The sequence below is a fragment of the Pseudomonas sp. LRP2-20 genome, from assembly GCF_024349685.1.
Taxonomy (GTDB): Bacteria; Pseudomonadota; Gammaproteobacteria; order Pseudomonadales; family Pseudomonadaceae; genus Aquipseudomonas.
This window is the reverse complement of sequence record NZ_AP025944.1, coordinates 4,061,555-4,080,362: the sequence shown is the minus strand read 5'-3', so window position 1 is coordinate 4,080,362 and position 18,808 is coordinate 4,061,555. Positions and strand designations below refer to the sequence as shown.

Sequence of the window (18,808 nt, the reverse complement as noted above, 5' to 3'; positions counted from 1 at the left end):
CTGTGGGAGCGGGCTTGCCCGCGAAGGGCTGCGCAGCAGCCCCAATGCTTCAACTGGCCTCGCGGTAGGGGTTGCGCGGATCCTGGGTCCAGTTCATGTAAGGCTTGCCGGTATCCTGCGCCACCATCTCGATGCAATTCTCCACCGGGCAGGTGATCTGGCACAGGTTGCAGCCCACGCATTCGTCCTCGATCACGCTGTAGGCATGCGTCCCGTCAGCCTTCAAGGTGCTGGCAATCGCCTGGTGCGAGGTATCCTCACAGGCAATGTGGCAACGCCCGCAACCAATGCACGCGTTCTGGTCGATATGCGCCACCGACTTGTAGTTGATGTCCAGGTACTTCCAGTCGGTGGTGTGCCCCACCGCCTGCCCGCGGAACGCCTCGAGGTTGCGGTGGCCGTGCTGGTCCATCCAGCGCGCCAGGCCGTCCTTCATGTCCTCGACAATGCGAAAGCCATGCAGCATCGCCGCCGTGCACACCTGCACCGCGCCGCTGCCCAGAGCGATGAACTCGGCGGCATCGCGCCAGTTGCCGATCCCGCCAATGCCGCAGATCGGCAGCCCGCGGGTTTCCGGGTCGCGGGCGATCTCGGCGACCATGTTCAACGCGATCGGCTTGACCGCCGAGCCGCAGTAACCGCCGTGGGTGCTCTGATCGCCGACGATGGGGTGGGCGACCATGCGGTCCAGGTCGACGCTGGTGATCGAGTTGATGGTGTTGATCAGCGACACCGCATCGGCACCGCCGCGATGGGCGGCACGGGCCGACTGGCGAATGTCGGTGATGTTCGGCGTGAGCTTGACGATCACCGGCAGCGAGCAGTGCATCTTGCACCAGCGGGTGACCATTTCCACGTACTCCGGCACCTGGCCGACCGCCGCGCCCATGCCGCGCTCCGGCATGCCGTGCGGGCAGCCGAAGTTCAGCTCGATGCCATCGGCGCCGGTGGCTTCCACCAGCGGCAGGATGAACTTCCACGATTCTTCCACGCACGGCACCATCAGCGACACGACCAGTGCACGGTCGGGCCAGTCCTTTTTCACCTGGGTGATTTCCCGCAGGTTGATCTCCAGCGAACGGTCGGTGATCAGCTCGATGTTGTTGATGCCCTGCACCTGGCGGTTGGGGCCGTAGTGCGCGGAATAACGTGACGACACGTTGACCGCCGCCGGGTCCTCGCCCAGGGTCTTCCAGACCACGCCGCCCCAGCCGGCCTCGAAAGCGCGGACCACGTTGTAGGCCTTGTCGGTGGGGGGCGCAGAGGCCAGCCAGAAGGGGTTGGGTGCCTTGATACCGGCGAATTCGATGGACAGGTCGGCCATTTACGCTGCCTCCACGTTGAGCATGAGTTGGGCATGGATGGCTTCGGCGGCCAGCTTGCCGTGTTGCACGGCCTGGACAGTGAGGTCCTGGCCCAGCGCGGTGCAGTCGCCGCCGGCATAGACCCCCGCCAGGCTGGTGCGCATGTTTTCGTCGACGCGGATTCGCTCGCCGTCGCGCACCAGTTGCGCGGCGACCGGGTCGCCGAGGCTGGCATCGTCGAAGCGTTGGCCGATGGCCTTGAAGATGGCGTCGGCGGCCAGCTCGTAAGTCTCACCGGTGTCACGCAGGCGGCCGTCAGCCAGTTCGGTGCGCATGAAGCGCATGCCGCGTACACGGCCGTCGTCATCGAGCAGCACGGCGTCGGGGCGGGCCCAGGTGTGAATGCGCACCTGGTTGGCCTTGGCGATGTCCTGTTCATGGCCGGTGGCGCCCATGTCGGCGTGGCCGCGGCGGTAGACCAGGTTGACGTCGCGGGCGCCCAGGCGGCTCATCTGCACGGCCATGTCGATGGCGGTGTTGCCGGCGCCGATCACCAGGCAGCGGTCGGCCAGCGGCAGTTGCGCCAGGTCGTCGGCCTGGCGCAGTTCGCGGATGTACGCGGTGGCAGCGAGCAGGCCGGGCGCTTCTTCGTCGGCCAGGCCGAGCTGGCGCACGGCGTTCAGGCCCAGGCCGAGGAACACCGCGTCGAACTGGTCGCGCAACTCGCCCAGGCCAAGGTTGGCGCCCAGGCGCTGGCCGTGACGGATCTCGATGCCACCGATGCCAAGCAGGAACTCCACTTCGCGCTGGGCATAGTCGTCCACCAGCTTGTAGCGGGCGATGCCGTACTCGTTGAGGCCACCGGCCTTGTCGCAGGCTTCGAACACCACCACGTCATGGCCGTGCATGGCCAGGCGATGGGCGCACGACAGCCCGGCGGGGCCGGCACCGACCACGGCAATGCGCTTGCCGGTAGCGGGCGAGCGCTTGAACGGGTGCTCGCTGAAGTGGGCATTGTCCAGGGCGTAGCGTTGCAACTGGCCGATCAGCACCGGGGCGCATTCCTGGGCATTGTTACGTACGCAGGCTTGTTGGCAGAGAATCTCGGTGGGGCACACGCGGGCGCAGCTACCGCCAAGGATGTTGGCCAACAGGATGCGCTCGGCGGCGCCTTGCAGGTTCTCGTCGCTGATGCGGTGGATGAACGACGGGATGTCGATTTCGCTTGGGCACGCGTTCACGCACGGGGCGTCGTAGCAGTAAAGGCAGCGTGCGCTCTCGACGGCAGCCTGGCGGGCGGTGAGGGGCGGGGCCAGGTCGGTGAAGCGCTCGGTCAATTGGTCGCTGCCGGCGCGCGGGCGCGGCAAATGGTTCAGGGCATCGATCACGGTTGTAGCCTCTCTTTTCTTTTTGGTCGTGGCAGTCAACGGCAATACGGCGCCGCCCGGCCTCTGAGGGCCGGTACGGCAATGCGGGTCAGGTCAGCGCTGAACGGGTGTCGGGCGCTGTTGCTCGGCGCGCCGGCCCAGCACCTCGTACACCGAGGGGTAGGCCGGGCGCTCCACGTACCGACCGGCGCCAGGCTCGGCGCGCAGGTCGCCATCGGCCCAGAGCACCTTGCCCTGGCTGATGGTGTGGCTGGGGATGCCGCGTACGGTGCGGCCTTCGAAGATGTTGAAGTCGACCCGTTGATGATGGGTCTGGGCCGAGATGGTCCGCGTGCCCTGCGGGTCCCACAGCACCAGGTCGGCGTCGGCACCGACGCGGATGGCGCCCTTGCGCGGGAACAGGTTGAAGATCTTCGCGGTGTTGGTCGAGGTCAGCGCGACGAACTCGTGCATCGACAGGCGCCCGCTGTTGACCCCGGCGTCCCACAGTACCGCCATGCGGTCCTCGATGCCGGCGGTGCCGTTGGGGATGCGGCTGAAGTCGTTGCGGCCCATGGCTTTCTGCTCGGCGCAGAAGCAGCAATGGTCGGTGGCGGTGGTGTGCAGGTTGCCCGATTGCAGGCCGCGCCACAGCGCCTCCTGGTGCTCGCGCGGGCGGAACGGCGGGCTCATCACATAGCCGGCGGCGGTCGCCCAGTCTGGGTGGCGATAGACGCTGTCGTCGATCAGCAGGTGGCCCGGCAGCACTTCACCGTACACCGGCTGGCCCTTGGCCCGGGCGTAGGTGATTTCGTCCAGCGCTTCACGGCTGGAGATATGCACCACGTACAACGGCGTGCCGATGGTCTCGGCAATGCGGATGGCACGGCTGGCGGCTTCGCCTTCGACTTGCGAAGGGCGTGACAGCGGGTGCGCTTCCGGCCCGGTCAGGCCTTGGGCCAGCAGCTTCTGTTGCAGGTGGTAGACCAGCTCGCCGTTCTCGGCATGCACGGTGGGTACCGCACCCAGCTGCAGGCAGCGCTCGAAGCTGGCCACCAGGGTGTCGTCGGCCGCCATGATGGCGTTCTTGTAGGCCATGAAGTGCTTGAAACTGTTGACCCCATGCTGGTTGACCAGCTCGCCCATTTCCTCGGCGACCTGCTCGCTCCACCAGGTGATGGCGACATGGAAGCCGTAGTCGGACGCGCTCTTCTGCGCCCAGCCGCGCCAGGTGTGGAAGGCCTCCAGCAGCGACTGCTGCGGGTTGGGGATGACGAAGTCGATGATCGAGGTGGTGCCACCGGCCAGCCCTGCGGCGGTGCCGCTGAAAAAGTCCTCGCTGGCGACCGTGCCCATGAAGGGCAGTTGCATGTGGGTGTGCGGGTCGATGCCGCCGGGCATCAGGTACTGGCCGCTGCCGTCGAGGATCTCGCAGTCGGTAGGGGCTTCGAGGTCTTTGCCGATGGCGCGGATCTGGCCATCGACACACAGGACATCGGCGGGATAGCTCTCTTCATGGGTAACCACGGTGGCGCCACGGATCAACAGGGACATGCCGTCTTCCTCGCAGGCTGACCGGTCTGTGCCGGTTCTTGAAATTGTTATGTGCCAGTGGCTGGAGGATGCGGGTTAATCCTGTCAGGCCTGACAAGATTGGAATCTAGATGCAGTTTCAGGATTGTTCAAGAAAAAATTTCATAAGCATATATCGTTATTAACATATTGATAATTAACGATTAATTGCCGTAATCACCAAAATGGTGAGGCCTTTCACCATTTTGACGCACTTGACAAGAAGCCAAATTGGTCAAGATTTTCCATGCAAAATCAGCTGCTTGATTCCCGGCTTCGAGGCGCAGGCCGCGCCGATGAAAAAACAGGCTGCACCAGTTTGAAACCTGGTGCAGGGGCCAGGGCCGGCCCAAGGTGGCGCAAGCGGCAGGCGAGGGGATAACCGTGCCCGCGCCTGCCGCGCAACAATGCTTTGCAGATCAGTTGATTACCTCCGCTCGGCGGCGGCCGGCCGGGTAGGCGCAAGCCAACCCGGCACGCAATTTGAGTACGGCCACAACCGCCAGGCCGGACCGGAGGAGCAGTACTGGTGGTGTGTGTACTCCGGCCATCGCGTTAGCCCGATGAGCAAACAACTAGAAGAAATCTGGAGAAGGCCCCATGCAACAGAGCAGATCGGAAGTGATCGAGCAGGCAGGCCTGTTCGAGCTGTCCGCAGGCAGTGACGTCCTCGACAGCCCGCGCTACAACCACGATATCGCGCCAACCAAGGTGCACCAGCGCACCTGGAACAAATGGCACATCACCGCGCTGTGGGTGGGCATGTCCATCTGCGTGCCCACCTACACCCTGGGCGGCGTGCTCACGGCCTACTTCGGCCTGAGCGTGGGCGAGGCGCTGCTGGCGATCCTGCTGGCCAACCTCATCGTGCTCATCCCGCTGACCCTCAACGCGTTCCCCGGCACCAAGTACGGCATCCCGTTCCCGGTGCTGCTGCGCTCGTCGTTCGGCATCTTCGGCTCCAACGTGCCGTGCCTGATCCGCGCGGTGGTGGCCTGTGGCTGGTTCGGCATCCAGACGATGTTCGGCGGCCTGGCCATCCACCTCTTCCTCGGTTCGATCTTCGACGGCTGGAAGGCGTTGGGCGGTACCGGTGAAGTGATCGGCTTCATGGTCTTCTGGGCGCTGAACCTGTGGGTGGTGCTGCGCGGCGCCGAGTCGATCAAGTGGCTGGAGACACTGTCGGCACCGCTGCTGGTGGCGGTCGGTTTCGGCTTGCTGTTCTGGGCCTTGCCGCACATGTCGATGACCGAACTGTTGGCGCAGCCGCCCAAGCGCCCGGAAGGGGCCAGCGTGGTCGGTTACTTCTGCGCCGGGCTCACCGCCATGGTCGGCTTCTGGGCCACGCTGTCGCTGAACATTCCGGACTTCAGCCGCTATGCCAAGAGCCAGAAGGACCAGATTCTCGGGCAGATCTTTGGCCTGCCGCTGACCATGTTCCTGTTCGCCGCACTGGGTGTGGTGATGACCGCCGCCTCGGCGTCGCTGGTGGGGGAAACGGTGTCCGACCCGGTCAGCCTGATCGGCAAGATCCACAGCCCCGGCTGGGTGGCGCTGGCCATGGCGTTGATCGTGATCGCCACGCTGTCGACCAATACCGCCGCCAACATCGTCTCGCCGACCAACGACTTCCAGAATATCGCCCCGCGCCTGATCGGGCGCAGCCGCGCCGTGTGGCTGACCGGTTTCATCGGCCTGGCGCTGATGAGCCACGAGCTGCTGAAGAAGCTCGGCTGGATCGTTTCCGACCTGAGCCTGGAGAGTGTCTATTCCAACTGGTTGCTGGGTTACTCCAGCCTGCTCGGGCCGATTGCCGGGATCATGGTGGTGGACTACTTCCTGATCCGCCGCCAGCAGCTGGACCTGGCCGGCCTGTACCGCGATGACGTGTACCCAGCGTGGAACTGGGCGGGCTTTGCCGCCTTCGCCTTGCCGGTGGCGCTGACCGTGCTGGCCATCGGCAACAGCAGTTTCAGCTGGTTCTACGACTATGGCTGGTTCACCGGCTCGCTGCTGGGCGGGGCACTGTACTACGCCCTGGGTGGCGTGGCGGTGCGCGGGCCGGCGATCGCGCCAGTGCAAACCAATAAAAATGCCTGAGGAGAAACACCATGAGCCAATCCCAGCATGTGCTGAAATCCACCGAGCGCCACGTCGACAGCGCGCGCCTGTGGCAATCGCTGATGGACCTCGCCCGCCTGGGCGCCACGGCCAAGGGAGGCGTGTGCCGGCTGGCGCTGACTGACCTCGACCGCCAGGCCCGCGACCTGTTCGTCCAATGGTGCGAGGCCGCCGGTTGCAGCGTCAGCGTCGATGGGGTGGGCAATATCTTCGCCCGCCGGCCTGGGCGCAACCCCAAGCTGCCACCGGTGATGACCGGCAGCCATATCGACACCCAGCCCACCGGCGGCAAGTTCGATGGCTGTTTCGGGGTGATGGCCGGGCTCGAGGTGCTGCGCACCCTCAACGACCTGGGTATCGAGACCGAGGCGCCGCTGGAAGTGGTGGTGTGGACCAACGAAGAAGGCTCGCGTTTTGCGCCCTGCATGATGGGTTCGGGTGTATTTGCCGGCAAGTTCACCCTGGAGGAAACCTTGGCCAAGCGTGATGCCCAGGGCGTGTCGGTCGGCGAGGCGCTGAACGCCATCGGCTATGCCGGCCAGCGCGCGGTGCTCGGCCACCCGGTGGGTGCCTATTTCGAAGCGCATATCGAGCAGGGGCCGATCCTCGAAGACCAGGCCAAGACCATCGGCGTGGTCCTTGGCGCGCTGGGGCAGAAGTGGTTCGACCTGACCCTGCGCGGCGTCGAAGCCCACGCCGGCCCGACTCCGATGCACCTGCGCAAGGACGCCCTGGTTGGCGCTGCGGCCGTGGTCGAAGCTGTCAACCGCACCGCCCACGCGCATCAACCCCATGCCTGTGGCACGGTCGGTTGCCTGCAGGCTTACCCCGGCTCGCGCAACGTGATCCCGGGCGAAGTGCGCATGACCCTGGACTTCCGTCACCTGCAGGGCGATCAGCTGGATGCGATGATCGCCGAGGTTCGCGCGGTGATCGAGGCGACCTGTGCCAAGCATGGCCTGAGCCATGAACTGGTCCCCACAGCGGACTTCCCGGCGCTGTACTTCGACAGCGGTTGCGTCGATGCCGTGCGCCAGTCGGCGCAGGCGCTGGGCCTGCCGCACATGGACATTGTCAGCGGCGCAGGGCATGACGCGATCTTCCTCGCCGAACTGGGGCCGGCGGGGATGATCTTCGTGCCTTGCGAGAATGGCATCAGCCATAACGAGATCGAGAACGCCACGCCAGAAGACTTGGCGGCGGGTTGCGCGGTGTTGCTGCGGGCCATGCTGGCGGCGTCGGAGGCGATCGCCAGCGGGCGCCTGGCGGCATAACGACGCGCTGCAGGGGGCTGCTGCGCAGCCCTTCGCGGGCGAGCCCGCTCCCACAGGGATTGCGCATGCCTTGAGGTAAGCATTGAACCTGTGGGAGCGGGTTCACCCGCGAAGAGGCCGGCACAAGCAGCACAAGACAGTTGCTCCTGCAGGTACTGCACATGCATCGAAATTTGCGCAGTACCTGTTGGAGTGGGCTTGCCCGCGAATGGGCTGCAAGGCAGCCCCGGCGATCTCAAGCCGAAACGGTCACCAGCAGCCCATCACGCCCGATGTGGTAACGCTGCAGGTCCCGCGCCAGGGTCAAGTGCCCGGTGTAATGGGCCAACGCTTCCTCACGCACATCATCAATGCACGGGCTGCGTTTCGGATCCCCCTGGTATCGCGCACTGAAATGCGTCAGCACCAGATTCCGCACCCGCGCCGCTTCGGCGAACTGCGCCACCGCCGCCGCCGTGCTGTGGCCGAACGCATTGCCGCTGCGCTCGACGATGGGCTGGGTATAGGTCGCCTCATGCACCAGCACATCCGCATCCTGGGCGACCTCGGCGAGCAACGCCGGGTTGTCGTTATCGCCACAGACGATCACCCGCCGCGGTGGCCGCGAGGCTTTCAGGTAGTCACGTGGCGTTAACCGCTGCCCGTCATGCTCGACCACCAGCCCCTTGGCCAGGCCACCCCATAACGGCCCGCGCGGGATCCCTTCGGCCTCCAGCCGCTGAACATCCAGGCGTGGTTCGGGGTTCAGTTCGGTGAACACGAAGCCGACGCTCGGTACGCGGTGCGACAGCTGCACGCAACTGACCAGAACGTTATCGCTCTGCCACTGCCCCAGGCGCTCGACCGGCAACAGGCGCAGTTCGAACGGCAGGTAGGTTTCGCTGGCCGCCAGGCTCAGGCGCACCCAGTCCTGTAGCGCGGCTGGCAGGATCAGGTCGAGCGGTTCGCTGCGCCCGGCCATCCCGGCGCTGGCCAGCAGCCCCGGCAGGCCGAAGCAGTGGTCGCCATGCACATGGGTGATGAAGATGCCGCGCAGGTCGCGTACCGAGAGCGAACTGTGCAGCAACTGATGCTGGGTGCCTTCGCCGCAATCGACCAGGTACCAGTGCTTGCCGCTGGCTTCGATGACAGCGGTGGCGCTGACGTTGCGGGCTTTGGTAGGCACCCCCGAAGAGGTGCCCAGAAACTGCAGGTCCACTGTTTCGCTCCGTGCGTGGGGGAGCCACACCTTAGACGCAATGCAGCCGCGCGTCGATGCTCAGGGCACGGCAGGGGCGTCCTGGCGCCAGATCAGCTTGCGGGTGTCGTAGCCCTGCTTCTGAGCAATAGCCACCAGTTGGTCGCGGGCCTGGTCGGTGATCGCCGGTGTGCGCGACAGCAGCCACAGGTATTCGCGGTTGGGGTGGCCGACCAGTGCCACGCGGTAGTCTTTGTCGTGGTACAGCACCCAGTATTCACCCTTGGTCAGGTCCGGCGCCAGGCGGCTGAACCAGTTGTCGAAGCGCACCCACAGCTTATCGGTTTTGCCTGGGACTTGGGCTTCGGCAATGCCGCGGGCCTCGTTCCATTCGCCGTCCTTTTCCTTGCAGCGGTTGGTCACGTCGATCCGGCCATCCTCGCGCAAGCCATAATGGGCTTCGGACTGCACGCAGTTGCGCTGGAAGAACATCGGCAAGCGCGCCAGCTCGTACCAGGTGCCCTGGTAGCGTTGCAGGTCGACCTGCTCGGTGGTCGGCGGGGTGTGGTGGTCGTCGTTGGAACCGACGCAGCCCATCAGGGCCAGGGTCATGCAGGAAAGCATAAGGGCCGTGCGCATCGCCATGGCAAACCTCCTGTCAGCGGGTGTTGGGCTCACCCTTGGTTGGATGCGGGCAGGGCGCAAAAGTTGTATTGGTTATTCCTGGGTTGAGTTATTTGGCGCCTGTGAGATCGAGCGCCGCCCGCGCGGCGCATCGCGAGCTGTCGCTCGCTCCTACGTTTGTTTCAGGCCAGTCATTCCTGTGGCAGGCGCGCGCGACCGCCTTGTTTGTACGACGCGATATTGAGGCATGCGCCAAAGGCATTCGCGCGCAAATCCCCCAGGAGCAATTGGCCCGAAACAAACGTAGGAGCGAGCGACAGCTCGCGATGCGCCGCGCGGGCGGCGCTCGATCTCACAGGCGCTGAAAATGCCAAGGCAAGCGCCCCGGCCCTCACCCATTTTCCGGCGGCAAATCAAACGACCCAGTCTCAACCTCACCCGCCCGCACATAGCGGGCGATGATCACGCCCTTCGGCGTCACCTGCGAATGTACCAGGGTGAAAACCCCAGGCGCGGCATCGTCCCCGAACAGCCGTTTGCCATGCCCCAGCAACACCGGGTGAATGAGTAACTGCAACTCATCGACCAGGCCGGCTGCGAGCAATTGTTGCACCACATCGGCACTGCCCTGGGTCAGCAAATCGGCGCCGTCCTGCTGCTTCAGGGCACGTACCGCTGCGACAATATCCGCGCCCAGCGCATGGCTGTCGTGCCAATCGAGGCTGTCAGGGTCATGGGTGGCGACATGCTTGGCCACGCTGTTGAACAGGTTGGCAATCGAGAAATCTTCGGTATCGTCCTTCACCTTCGGCCAGTAGCCGGCAAAGATGTCATAGGTGCGCCGGCCCAGCAGCAACTCGAAAGGCTGGCTGAACAGCGCCTGCATGGCCTGGCCAAATACTTCCTCGGCATGGGGCACGAGCCAGCCGCCATGGGTGAAGCCGCCACTGGTGTCTTCCTGTGGCCCTCCAGGGGCCTGCATGACGCCGTCGAGGCTGACGAAGGCGGCTACGATGAGTTTGCGCATGGGGCTCTCCTGAAAGGCCTGAAGGGGGTGATGATTCACCTATGGTCGAACGGCGCACGGCGATTTCGACAGGGCATGCAGTCCCGTTTTTGGCACAAGCACGGTCATCCGCCTGGGTTACCATCCACGCTGTGAACCCTTTCCCACAGGAGTGCCGCCCGTGACCGAGTACACCGCGTTCAAGGTCGAACTGACCGACAACATCGCCCATGTGCAGATCAATCGCCCGGAAAAGATCAACGCGATGAACGCGGCCTTCTGGGCGGAAATCGTCGACATCTTCCAGTGGATCGACGACACCGATGCCGTACGCGCGGTGGTGATCAGCGGTGCCGGCAAGCATTTTTCCGCCGGTATCGACCTGATGATGCTGGCGTCACTGGCCGGGCAGCTGGGCAAGGACGTTGGCCGCAATGCCCGCTTGCTGCGCAAGACCATTCAGCGCCTGCAGGCGTCCTTCAATGCCGTGGACAACTGCCGCAAACCGGTACTGGCGGCGGTGCAGGGTTACTGCATCGGCGGTGCCATCGACCTTATCTCTGCCTGCGACATGCGCTACTGCAGCCGCGATGCGCAGTTCTCGATCAAGGAAATCGACATGGGCATGGCCGCCGATGTCGGCACCTTGCAACGTTTGCCACGTATCATCGGCGACGGCATCATGCGTGAGCTGGCCTTCACCGGGCGTAATGTGGAAGCCGACGAGGCGCTGCGCATCGGCCTGGTCAACCGGGTCTATGATGATCAGGCCGCGTTGCTCGACGGCGTCTTTGCCATTGCCCGTGAGATTGCCGCAAAATCGCCGATCGCCGTGGCCGGCACCAAGGAAATGCTCAGCTACATGCGTGACCATCGCATCGACGATGGCCTGGACTACATCGCCACCTGGAACGCCGCGATGCTGCAGTCCGAAGACCTGCGCGTGGCCGTGGCGGCGCACATGAGCAAACAGAAACCGACGTTCGCCGACTGACCGGGCCGGGGGACGCGCAGTAAAGGAACCCCGACATGTCAGCTCGCTGGACTACCGCAGTACTCGACCCACAGATCACCGGGGGGCTGGCCGTGGCCCGCAGCCCGGAAGGGTTCCTGGTGGACGCCAACGGTGCGCTGTTCCCCCGCGACTGGCTCAAGCGCCAGGACCTGGACGTGCTGTGTGAACACGGCATCGGCCATTTCGACGGCGAGCCGGTATTCCTGCTGGAGCTGCGCCGCGCGACCGAGGTGCCGGGCTGCAGCTGGCGTGGGCTGCGTGCGTTCATGCTGGAAGGCGACTTCGACACCTACACAGTGCTCGGCTATGCCGCGCAGATCGGCACCTGGGCCCGCGAGCACCGCTTCTGCGGCAGCTGCGGCCAGGCGATGACGCAGATCCGCTGGGAGCGGGCGATGTATTGCCAGCCCTGCGACCTGCGCAGCTACCCGCGCATTTCGCCGAGCATGATCGTGCTGGTGACCCGTGGCGACGAAATTCTGCTGGCCCGTTCGCCGCGCTTCGTCGCGGGCGTGTACAGCACCCTGGCGGGCTTTGCCGAGCCGGGCGAGTCGGCCGAAGACTGCCTGGTGCGCGAAGTGCGTGAAGAGGTGGCGGTGGAGGTGCGGAACATCCAGTACGTCGGCAGCCAATGCTGGCCGTTCCCGCATTCGATGATGCTGGGCTTCCATGCCGAGTACGCCGGGGGCGAGATCGTCATGCAGCCGGACGAGATCGAGGACGCCAAGTGGTTCAACGTGCACGACCTGCCGCCGCTGCCGGCCGGGCGCTCCATCGCCCGTTACTTGATCGATCTGTACGTTGCCCGGCGGCTGGGCAGTGACATCCCTGCTTTCCCGTCCTAGCTGCAGTGAGAAATGTTCTCCGGCTAGGCGCAGGGCGCAGGCAATGGTCATTCCATTGCCAAGTCCTGCAACGACGACGGAGGACATTTCGCGCGCAGATAGGACGGAAAGCAGGGATGTCACTGCCCATCAGGCCTGCCCGAACCAGTGCTGCCACGCTAGGCGTACGGTCAACGCCAGCACCACGGTGATGAACACCGGGCGGATGAACTTGCTGCCGCCGCTGATTGCCGTGCGTGCGCCGAAGAAGGCGCCGACCATCACCGACAGGCCCATGCACAGGCCGACGATGTAATCCACCTGCCCGGAAATGATGAACACCGTCAGCGCCGCGATGTTGCTGACGAAGTTCATGCTGCGCGCCACGCCGCTGGCGCGGACCAGGTCGATGGGGTAGAGCAGCAGCGTGCTCACGGTCCAGAACGCGCCGGTGCCAGGGCCGGCCACGCCGTCGTAGAAACCCAGGGTGAAGCCCTGGGGGAACTGCCATTTCTTCCTGATCGGTGCATCGGCATCCAGCGGCGCCTTGGGCGTGCCGCCGAACAGCAGGTAGATACCGCAGGCGAAGACGATCACCGGCAGCATCTTGTTCAACCATTCGGCCGGCATGTAGTGGGCCACCAGCGCACCGATCGAGGCGCCGAGCAGCGTTGCGAACAGGGCCGGGCGCCATTGCGCCGGGTGGAACAGCTTGCGCTTGTAGTAGGTGAAGCCGGCGGTGGCCGAGCCGAAGGTCGAGCTGAGCTTGTTGGTGCCAAGCACCAGGTGCGGTGGCATACCGGCGGTGAGCAGCGCCGGGGTGGTCAGCAGGCCACCGCCGCCGGCGATGGCATCGATGAAACCGGCGACGAAGGCGACCAGGGCGAGGATCAGGAGGGTGAGCGGTTCTACGGTGAGTTCGAAAGGCATGGGTGTCTGGCAGGCAGAGGGCAGGGCGTGCGGCAAATGGCCGCGCTAGATGGGAGACATGTTAATCCTGGGCGCAAACGGTTGCCAGTGCCGGCCCTTTCGCGGGTAAACCCGCTCCCACAGGACCATCACAGGTTTCGAGCACTCTGCAGTATCTGTGGGAGCGGGTTTACTCGCGAAGGGGCCGGTACAGGTTAATCACATCAACTCCGGATGAACGCCAGCAGATCCGCGTTGATCACATCGGCATGGGTGGTCGGCATGCCATGCGGGTAGCCCTTGTAAGTCTTCAGCGTGCCATTGGGCAGCAACTTGGCCGACATCGGTCCGGAGTTTTCATAAGGCACGATCTGGTCGTCGTCGCCATGCATCACCAGCACGGGCTGCTTGATGCCCTTGAGATCCTCGGTGAAGTCGGTCTGTGAGAACGCCACGATGCCATCGTAATGCGCCTTGGCGCTGCCGATCATGCCTTGGCGCCACCAGTTGCCGATAATGCCTTCCGAGGCTTGCACACCTGGGCGGTTGTAGCCATAGAACGGCCCGGCCGGCACATCGCGGTAGAACTGTGCACGATTGCTGGCGACCTGGGCCTGGAAGTCGTCGAACACCGACTTTGGCAGGCCGCCGGGGTTGGCGGGGGTCTGCACCATCAGCGGTGGCACGGCGGCGATCAGCACGGCCTTGGCTACCGGGTCGCCGGGATGACGCGCCATGTAGCGCACCACTTCGCCACCCCCGGTGGAGTGGCCGACATGCACCGCACCCTGGGTGCCAAGGTGAGCGACCACAGCGGCTACATCGTCGGCATAGTGGTCCATGTCATGGCCATCCCACACCTGGCTGGAACGCCCGTGGCCGCGGCGGTCGTGGGCGACCACGCGAAAGCCCTTGGCGAGGAAGAACAGCATCTGTGCGTCCCAGTCGTCGGCGCTGAGCGGCCAGCCGTGGTGGAAGTGGATGACCGGCGCATCGCGCGGACCCCAGTCCTTGTAGAAGATCTGGACGCCATCCTTCGTGGTTACGTAGCTCATGGTTGTGTCTCCTCAGTGCAGGAACCGAAGTGAGCTATTGAGAATAGGAGGGATTTCGTTCGGCATCCGAATTTGTTGTGGCAGGACTGGGCTCTTCGAGGCGTCGAACCGCCGCGAAGAATCCAACACCGATGTCACATGAACCAGCGGTACTCCCGCGCACTGACTTCCTGCATGAACGCCAAGTGGTCCTGGCGCTTGTTCTCGCAATAGACCATCACGAACTCCTCCCCCAACCCCTCGTTGACGGCCGTGTGGCTGCGCATGGCCGCGACTGCGCCGAGCATGTCCTTGGGGAAGTCGACGCCGCTTCGGCGGTCTTCGTTAAGCGGCGCAATGGGTTCCTGCCCGGCATCCAGCCCATGTTCCATGCCACACAGGATCGCCGCCAGCACCAGATACGGGTTGGCATCCGCCCCTGCCAGCCGGTGCTCGATACGCAGGTTGCGCGCATCCGACTCGGGAATGCGAATGCACGCATCGCGGTCCTCGAAACCCCAACTGGCACGGCTGGCGGCATTGACCATGGCGCCATAGCGGCGGAAGGCATTGTGGTTGGCCGCAAAAATCGGCATGCAATGCGGCAGCAGCGCCAGGCAGCCAGCCACGGCATGGCGCAACGGGCGTTGCTGGTCGGCGGCCAGCAGGTTGTTGCCGGCCTGGTCGTACAGGCTCACATGCACATGCATGCCGCTGCCCGGTGCCTGCAGGTAGGGCTTGCTCATGAACGAGGCGCGCAGCCCGTGCTTGAGCGCGACACCCCGGGTGCTGCGGCAGAACAGGGCGGCCCAGTCGGCGGCTTGCAGGCCGTCGTCGCAGTGGCCGAAGTTGATCTCGAACTGGCCGGGGCCCAGCTCGGCGGTGATGACGTTGGCATCCACACCTTGCGCATTGGCGGTCTCGACCATGTCGTGCAGCACCTCGCTGAAGCGCGACAGCCGTTCGATGTGCATGTTGGGCTGGTCGTCCGGGTCATCGCTGAGCGGGTCGCGGGGGAACTGTGGCAGGCCCTGCTTGAGCGCCCGGTCGAACAGGTAGAACTCCAGCTCGAACGCCACCACCGGGCGAATGCCGCGACGTTCCAGGCGCTGCAGTACGCGGGCGAGGACCTCGCGCGGTTCGAACTCGATGGGTGCGGCGGTGCCGTCGGAGCTGATCAGCATCTGCCCCAGCGGCTCGCGCTCCCAGCTCACCGGCTTGAGCGTGCCAGGGATCAGGCGGCGGATGGCATCCGGATCGCCGTCGTTGAAGCAGTAGTCGCCAATCGGGAACAGCCCGCCTTGTACGCCCAACAGTACGCAGTTCTGCGGCAGTTTCAGCGGGCTGCCGGCGGCGACTTTTTCCAGCATGTCGATGGGGTAGCGCTTGCCATAGAAATGCCCGGGGATGTCCAGGCTGAGCAGGTCGACATGGCTGACGTCGGGGTAGCGGGCACGGAACGCGCGGACTTCACTGAGCAGATCGGGAAAGCCTGTTGTTGGAGTCATGCTGTGCTCTCATCGGAAAACCCAGAGGACGCGGGTCGTCTGGTCGGTCAGGTTGGCGTAGCGAAAGTGGCGGTTGGGCGGCAGCTGGAAGCTGTCGTTGGGCGCGAGGGTCACGGCTTGCTCATCGTCAGCCAGCCAGAGGGTCAATTCACCCTCCAGGACAAAGCCGCCTTGTTCGGAGCTGTCGTCCAGGTGCCCCTCGCCACTGCTGGCACCGGGCGCCAGGTGGCTTTCGAGCATGGCGAAACGGCCGTTGAGGGTGGGCGAAACCAGCACGTCGCTGATGCCTTCGGCGTAGTAGAGGGTGCGCCGCTCGCCGGGCCGGGTGACCCAGTCCAGCGCGGGTGGCTGGCTGGCCTGGTAGAAGTAGGTGGTCGGCACCTGCAAGGCTTCGCTGATCGCCGTGAGGTCGGCCACGGTGGGCTGCGACAGGCCGCGCTCGACCTGGGACAGAAAGCCCAGCGAGCGCTTGACCTTGCCCGCCAGCTCATCGAGGGTCAGCCCGCGGTGCTTGCGCAGGTCGCGGATCAGCAGGGCCAGGCCCAGGGCGTCTTCAGACATGATCGCGCATCCTGTACCAGGCCTTGGCTGCCGCCTCCAGCGGTGCGGCCAGCAGGTCACCGCCGGGGAAGCGGCCGTTGTCGATGCCCTGGTACAGCGCCAGCAGGTCGTCGTCGCCAAGAATCGCATCGCTGACCGCTCGTGCGGCGGCCAGGGTCGGCAGCACGCCGTGGCCGGAGAACCCTTGCAGCCAGTAGCGCTGGCCCGCGCGGCCGACGTCCGGGGTGCGCTGGATGCTGCAGTCGATATGGCCACCCCAGGCATAGTCGATGGCCACCCCGGCCAGTTGCGGGAACACCCGTTCCAGGTAGGGGCGGGTGGCGCCGGCAACGTCCTTGGGGATGCCGCCCAGGTAGGTGCAGCCGCCGCCGAACAACAGACGGTGGTCGGGGGTGAGGCGGAAGTAGTCGGGCACGAACTGGTTGTCGATCACGCAGCTGTTGCGTGGCAGCAGCGAGCGGGCGAATTCGGCCTCCAGCGGCGCAGTGGCCACCTGGTACGAACCGACCGGCAGCAGCCGGCGCGACAGGCCGCGGTCGAGGCGGTCGATGTAGGCATTGCAGGCCAGCACCAGCACGTCGCAACGCACCTCGCCATGCTCGGTGCGGGCTACGTAGCCGTTGGCGCTTGGCTGATAGTCGAGGACCTGGCTCTGCTCGAAGATGCGCCCACCATTGGCTTCGATCGTGGCCGCCAGGCCCTGGGCCAGTTTCAGCGGGTTGAGGTGCGCGCCCTTGGCATCATATAGCGCGGCCTGGTAGCGCGGGCTGTCGATCCATTGTGGCAGCTCGTCGCGGCCGATCAGGCGCAGGGCGTCGTAGCCCCATTTGTGTTCGGCGTCGTGCAGCGCCTCTTCGAGCATCTTTATCCGCCGTGGCAGCACCGCCGTCCACAGGCTGCCGAGCCGGTAGTCGATGTCGAAGCCATGGCGCAGGGGCAGTTCGCGCATCTCGTCGGCGGCCCAGCACATGCTGTCCCACAGGCGGCGGGTGCGTTCCACACCCAGGGCTTTTTCCAGTGGCGGCATGTCGCACGACCAGCCCAGCAGCGCCTGGCCACCGTTACGGCCGGAGGCGGCCCAGGCGACCCGGCTGGCTTCCAGCAAGGTCACGCGCTTGCCGGCCAAGCTCAGGCGCAGGGCGGTGTGCAGGCCGCTGAAACCGGCGCCGATGATCAGTACATCGGTGTCATGTTGGCCTTGCAGGGTGGGGCGCAGGGGGATGCTGGCGGGGTAGGTCTGGGCGTAGTAGCTGGCGACGTGCTGGGCGGATTGCTTGAACATGCCTTGGCCTCGTGAAATTTATTGTGATTATTTTCATGAAAATCTAGCAGGGTTTTTTCATGGCGCCAGGGCCGTTCGTCTTTGCGTCGTCGTTGGATATATGATCCGGGGGCTGCTTTGCGGCCCATTCGCGGGTCAAGCCCGCTCCCACAAAGGTCGCGCTAGCCCCGAATCCTGTGGGAACCCCCGAATCCTGTGGGAGCGGGCTTGCCCGCGAATGGGCCGCAAAGCGGCCCCTTAGGCCCTGACAGGAACAACAATGCGCCGCCTGCCTTCCCTGACCGCCCTGCGCACCTTCGAATGCGCCGCCCGCCATGGCCATTTCGGCCGCGCTGCCGCTGAGCTGTGCGTCACCGACAGCGCCGTCAGCCACCAGATTCGCCAGCTGGAGGAACAGCTCGGCGCCACGCTGTTCGAGCGCGTGGGACGCCAGGTGCGCCCAAGTGCCGAAGCCGAACGCCTGCTGCATCACCTGCAACAGGCCTTCGAGCTGATCGGCAAGGCCTGCGACGAGCTGCGCGACCCGGCTTCGCAAGCGGTGCTGCGGGTGGCGGTAACGGCGGAGCTTGCGCAAAAATGGCTGGTCGCGCGCCTGGCCGACTTCAGCAGCCGTTACCCGCATATCACCCTGCACCTGCACGATCAGCCGATCGATGCCGGCGCCCCGGCGCTGGACGTCGACCTCGCCATCACTTACGGCACCAGCGCCCTGGACGGCAGCACCCACTTCGTCCGGCCGCTGCCGATGCTGCAGTTCTTCCCTGTGTGCAGCCCCGGCCTGTTCAACCAGGGCGGCCTCAGGCGCCCGCGCGACCTGATGCGCCACTGCCTGTTGCACGACGACCAGGATGGCCGTACCTGGACCACCTGGCTGGCCACCCACGCCGAGGACGCCTTGCCCACCCGCCAGCTGTATTTCCCCCATGCCGCGCTGGCGCTGGAGGCCGCGCTGCTGGGGCAGGGCGTGGCGATGGGCGACAACCTGACCTGCCAGGCCGACCTGCAGAGTGGCCGGCTGGTGCGCCCCTTCAGTGCCAGCGTGACGGCTCAGGGCCAGTACGCACTGGTGTGCGAGCGGCTGCGCCTGGAGCGGGCGCCGGTGGCTGACTTCATTGAATGGTTCATCGAACAGCTGGGCGATAGCTGAATTGAATTCAACTATCGCTGAGTTTTCATCGTTGGATGCCGCAAGCGAGGCGGCGTAGCGTGCAGTCATCACTCACCGACACG

At 65.1% G+C, this 18,808-nt stretch carries 16 protein-coding genes; 5 read left to right on the top strand and 11 right to left on the bottom strand.

Going from position 1 to position 18,808, the window contains the following annotated elements; translation table 11 throughout:
* Nucleotides 1–49: 49 nt before the first annotated feature.
* From preA to hydA, 3 genes are all read right to left on the bottom strand, one after another.
* On the bottom strand, nucleotides 50–1,324 hold the full coding sequence (gene preA / locus OCX61_RS18300) for an NAD-dependent dihydropyrimidine dehydrogenase subunit PreA (RefSeq protein WP_261940792.1): 1,275 nt from the start codon (nucleotides 1,322–1,324) through the stop codon (nucleotides 50–52).
* Nucleotides 1,325–2,692 (bottom strand): NAD(P)-dependent oxidoreductase, encoded by a 1,368-nt coding sequence (locus OCX61_RS18295; protein ID WP_261940791.1) that lies wholly within the window; start codon nucleotides 2,690–2,692, stop codon nucleotides 1,325–1,327.
* Nucleotides 2,693–2,785: 93 nt separating this feature from the next.
* Complete coding sequence (gene hydA / locus OCX61_RS18290) at nucleotides 2,786–4,225, bottom strand: dihydropyrimidinase (protein WP_261940790.1); 1,440 nt, start codon at nucleotides 4,223–4,225, stop codon at nucleotides 2,786–2,788.
* A gap of 618 nt (nucleotides 4,226–4,843) precedes the next feature.
* Here hydA and OCX61_RS18285 point away from each other — a divergent pair.
* Together OCX61_RS18285 and OCX61_RS18280 are read left to right on the top strand one after the other, a co-directional pair.
* Nucleotides 4,844–6,343: an NCS1 family nucleobase:cation symporter-1 gene (locus OCX61_RS18285; RefSeq protein ID WP_261940789.1), complete on the top strand. Its 1,500-nt coding sequence runs from the start codon at nucleotides 4,844–4,846 to the stop codon at nucleotides 6,341–6,343.
* 11 nt (nucleotides 6,344–6,354) lie between these two features.
* Nucleotides 6,355–7,638: a Zn-dependent hydrolase gene (locus OCX61_RS18280; protein WP_261940788.1), complete on the top strand. Its 1,284-nt coding sequence runs from the start codon at nucleotides 6,355–6,357 to the stop codon at nucleotides 7,636–7,638.
* 235 nt (nucleotides 7,639–7,873) lie between these two features.
* Here the strand turns inward: OCX61_RS18280 and OCX61_RS18275 are convergent, their stop codons facing one another.
* From OCX61_RS18275 to OCX61_RS18265, 3 genes are all read right to left on the bottom strand, one after another.
* On the bottom strand, nucleotides 7,874–8,836 hold the full coding sequence (locus OCX61_RS18275) for an MBL fold metallo-hydrolase (RefSeq protein WP_261940787.1): 963 nt from the start codon (nucleotides 8,834–8,836) through the stop codon (nucleotides 7,874–7,876).
* Between the two features lie 60 nt (nucleotides 8,837–8,896).
* Complete coding sequence (locus tag OCX61_RS18270) at nucleotides 8,897–9,460, bottom strand: lipocalin family protein (RefSeq protein WP_261940786.1); 564 nt, start codon at nucleotides 9,458–9,460, stop codon at nucleotides 8,897–8,899.
* Between the two features lie 370 nt (nucleotides 9,461–9,830).
* Complete coding sequence (locus OCX61_RS18265; protein WP_261940785.1) at nucleotides 9,831–10,466, bottom strand: dihydrofolate reductase family protein; 636 nt, start codon at nucleotides 10,464–10,466, stop codon at nucleotides 9,831–9,833.
* A gap of 160 nt (nucleotides 10,467–10,626) precedes the next feature.
* Here OCX61_RS18265 and OCX61_RS18260 point away from each other — a divergent pair, with 160 nt between their 5' ends.
* Together OCX61_RS18260 and nudC are read left to right on the top strand one after the other, a co-directional pair.
* Nucleotides 10,627–11,439, top strand: coding sequence for a crotonase/enoyl-CoA hydratase family protein (locus OCX61_RS18260; protein ID WP_261940784.1), 813 nt, complete (start codon nucleotides 10,627–10,629; stop codon nucleotides 11,437–11,439).
* Between the two features lie 35 nt (nucleotides 11,440–11,474).
* Nucleotides 11,475–12,305, top strand: a complete 831-nt coding sequence (gene nudC, locus OCX61_RS18255; protein WP_261940783.1) for an NAD(+) diphosphatase — start codon at nucleotides 11,475–11,477, stop codon at nucleotides 12,303–12,305.
* A gap of 129 nt (nucleotides 12,306–12,434) precedes the next feature.
* Here the strand turns inward: nudC and OCX61_RS18250 are convergent, their stop codons facing one another.
* The 5 genes from OCX61_RS18250 to OCX61_RS18230 form a co-directional block, all read right to left on the bottom strand.
* Nucleotides 12,435–13,214 (bottom strand): TSUP family transporter, encoded by a 780-nt coding sequence (locus OCX61_RS18250; RefSeq protein ID WP_261940782.1) that lies wholly within the window; start codon nucleotides 13,212–13,214, stop codon nucleotides 12,435–12,437.
* 203 nt (nucleotides 13,215–13,417) lie between these two features.
* Complete coding sequence (locus OCX61_RS18245; RefSeq protein ID WP_261940781.1) at nucleotides 13,418–14,248, bottom strand: alpha/beta fold hydrolase; 831 nt, start codon at nucleotides 14,246–14,248, stop codon at nucleotides 13,418–13,420.
* A gap of 134 nt (nucleotides 14,249–14,382) precedes the next feature.
* Nucleotides 14,383–15,735, bottom strand: coding sequence for a glutamine synthetase family protein (locus OCX61_RS18240; RefSeq protein ID WP_261940780.1), 1,353 nt, complete (start codon nucleotides 15,733–15,735; stop codon nucleotides 14,383–14,385).
* A gap of 9 nt (nucleotides 15,736–15,744) precedes the next feature.
* Complete coding sequence (locus OCX61_RS18235) at nucleotides 15,745–16,296, bottom strand: helix-turn-helix domain-containing protein (protein WP_261940779.1); 552 nt, start codon at nucleotides 16,294–16,296, stop codon at nucleotides 15,745–15,747.
* A complete protein-coding gene (locus OCX61_RS18230) occupies nucleotides 16,289–17,578 on the bottom strand; it encodes an NAD(P)/FAD-dependent oxidoreductase (RefSeq protein ID WP_261940778.1) in 1,290 nt (429 codons plus the stop codon). The genes OCX61_RS18235 and OCX61_RS18230 overlap by 8 nt, the downstream gene beginning before the upstream one ends.
* 259 nt (nucleotides 17,579–17,837) lie before the next feature.
* On the opposite strand from OCX61_RS18230, the gene OCX61_RS18225 reads away from it, so the two are divergent.
* Entirely contained in the window at nucleotides 17,838–18,725 is an 888-nt protein-coding gene (locus OCX61_RS18225) for a LysR substrate-binding domain-containing protein (RefSeq protein WP_261940777.1), read from the top strand.
* The last annotated feature ends 83 nt before the right edge of the window (nucleotides 18,726–18,808 follow it).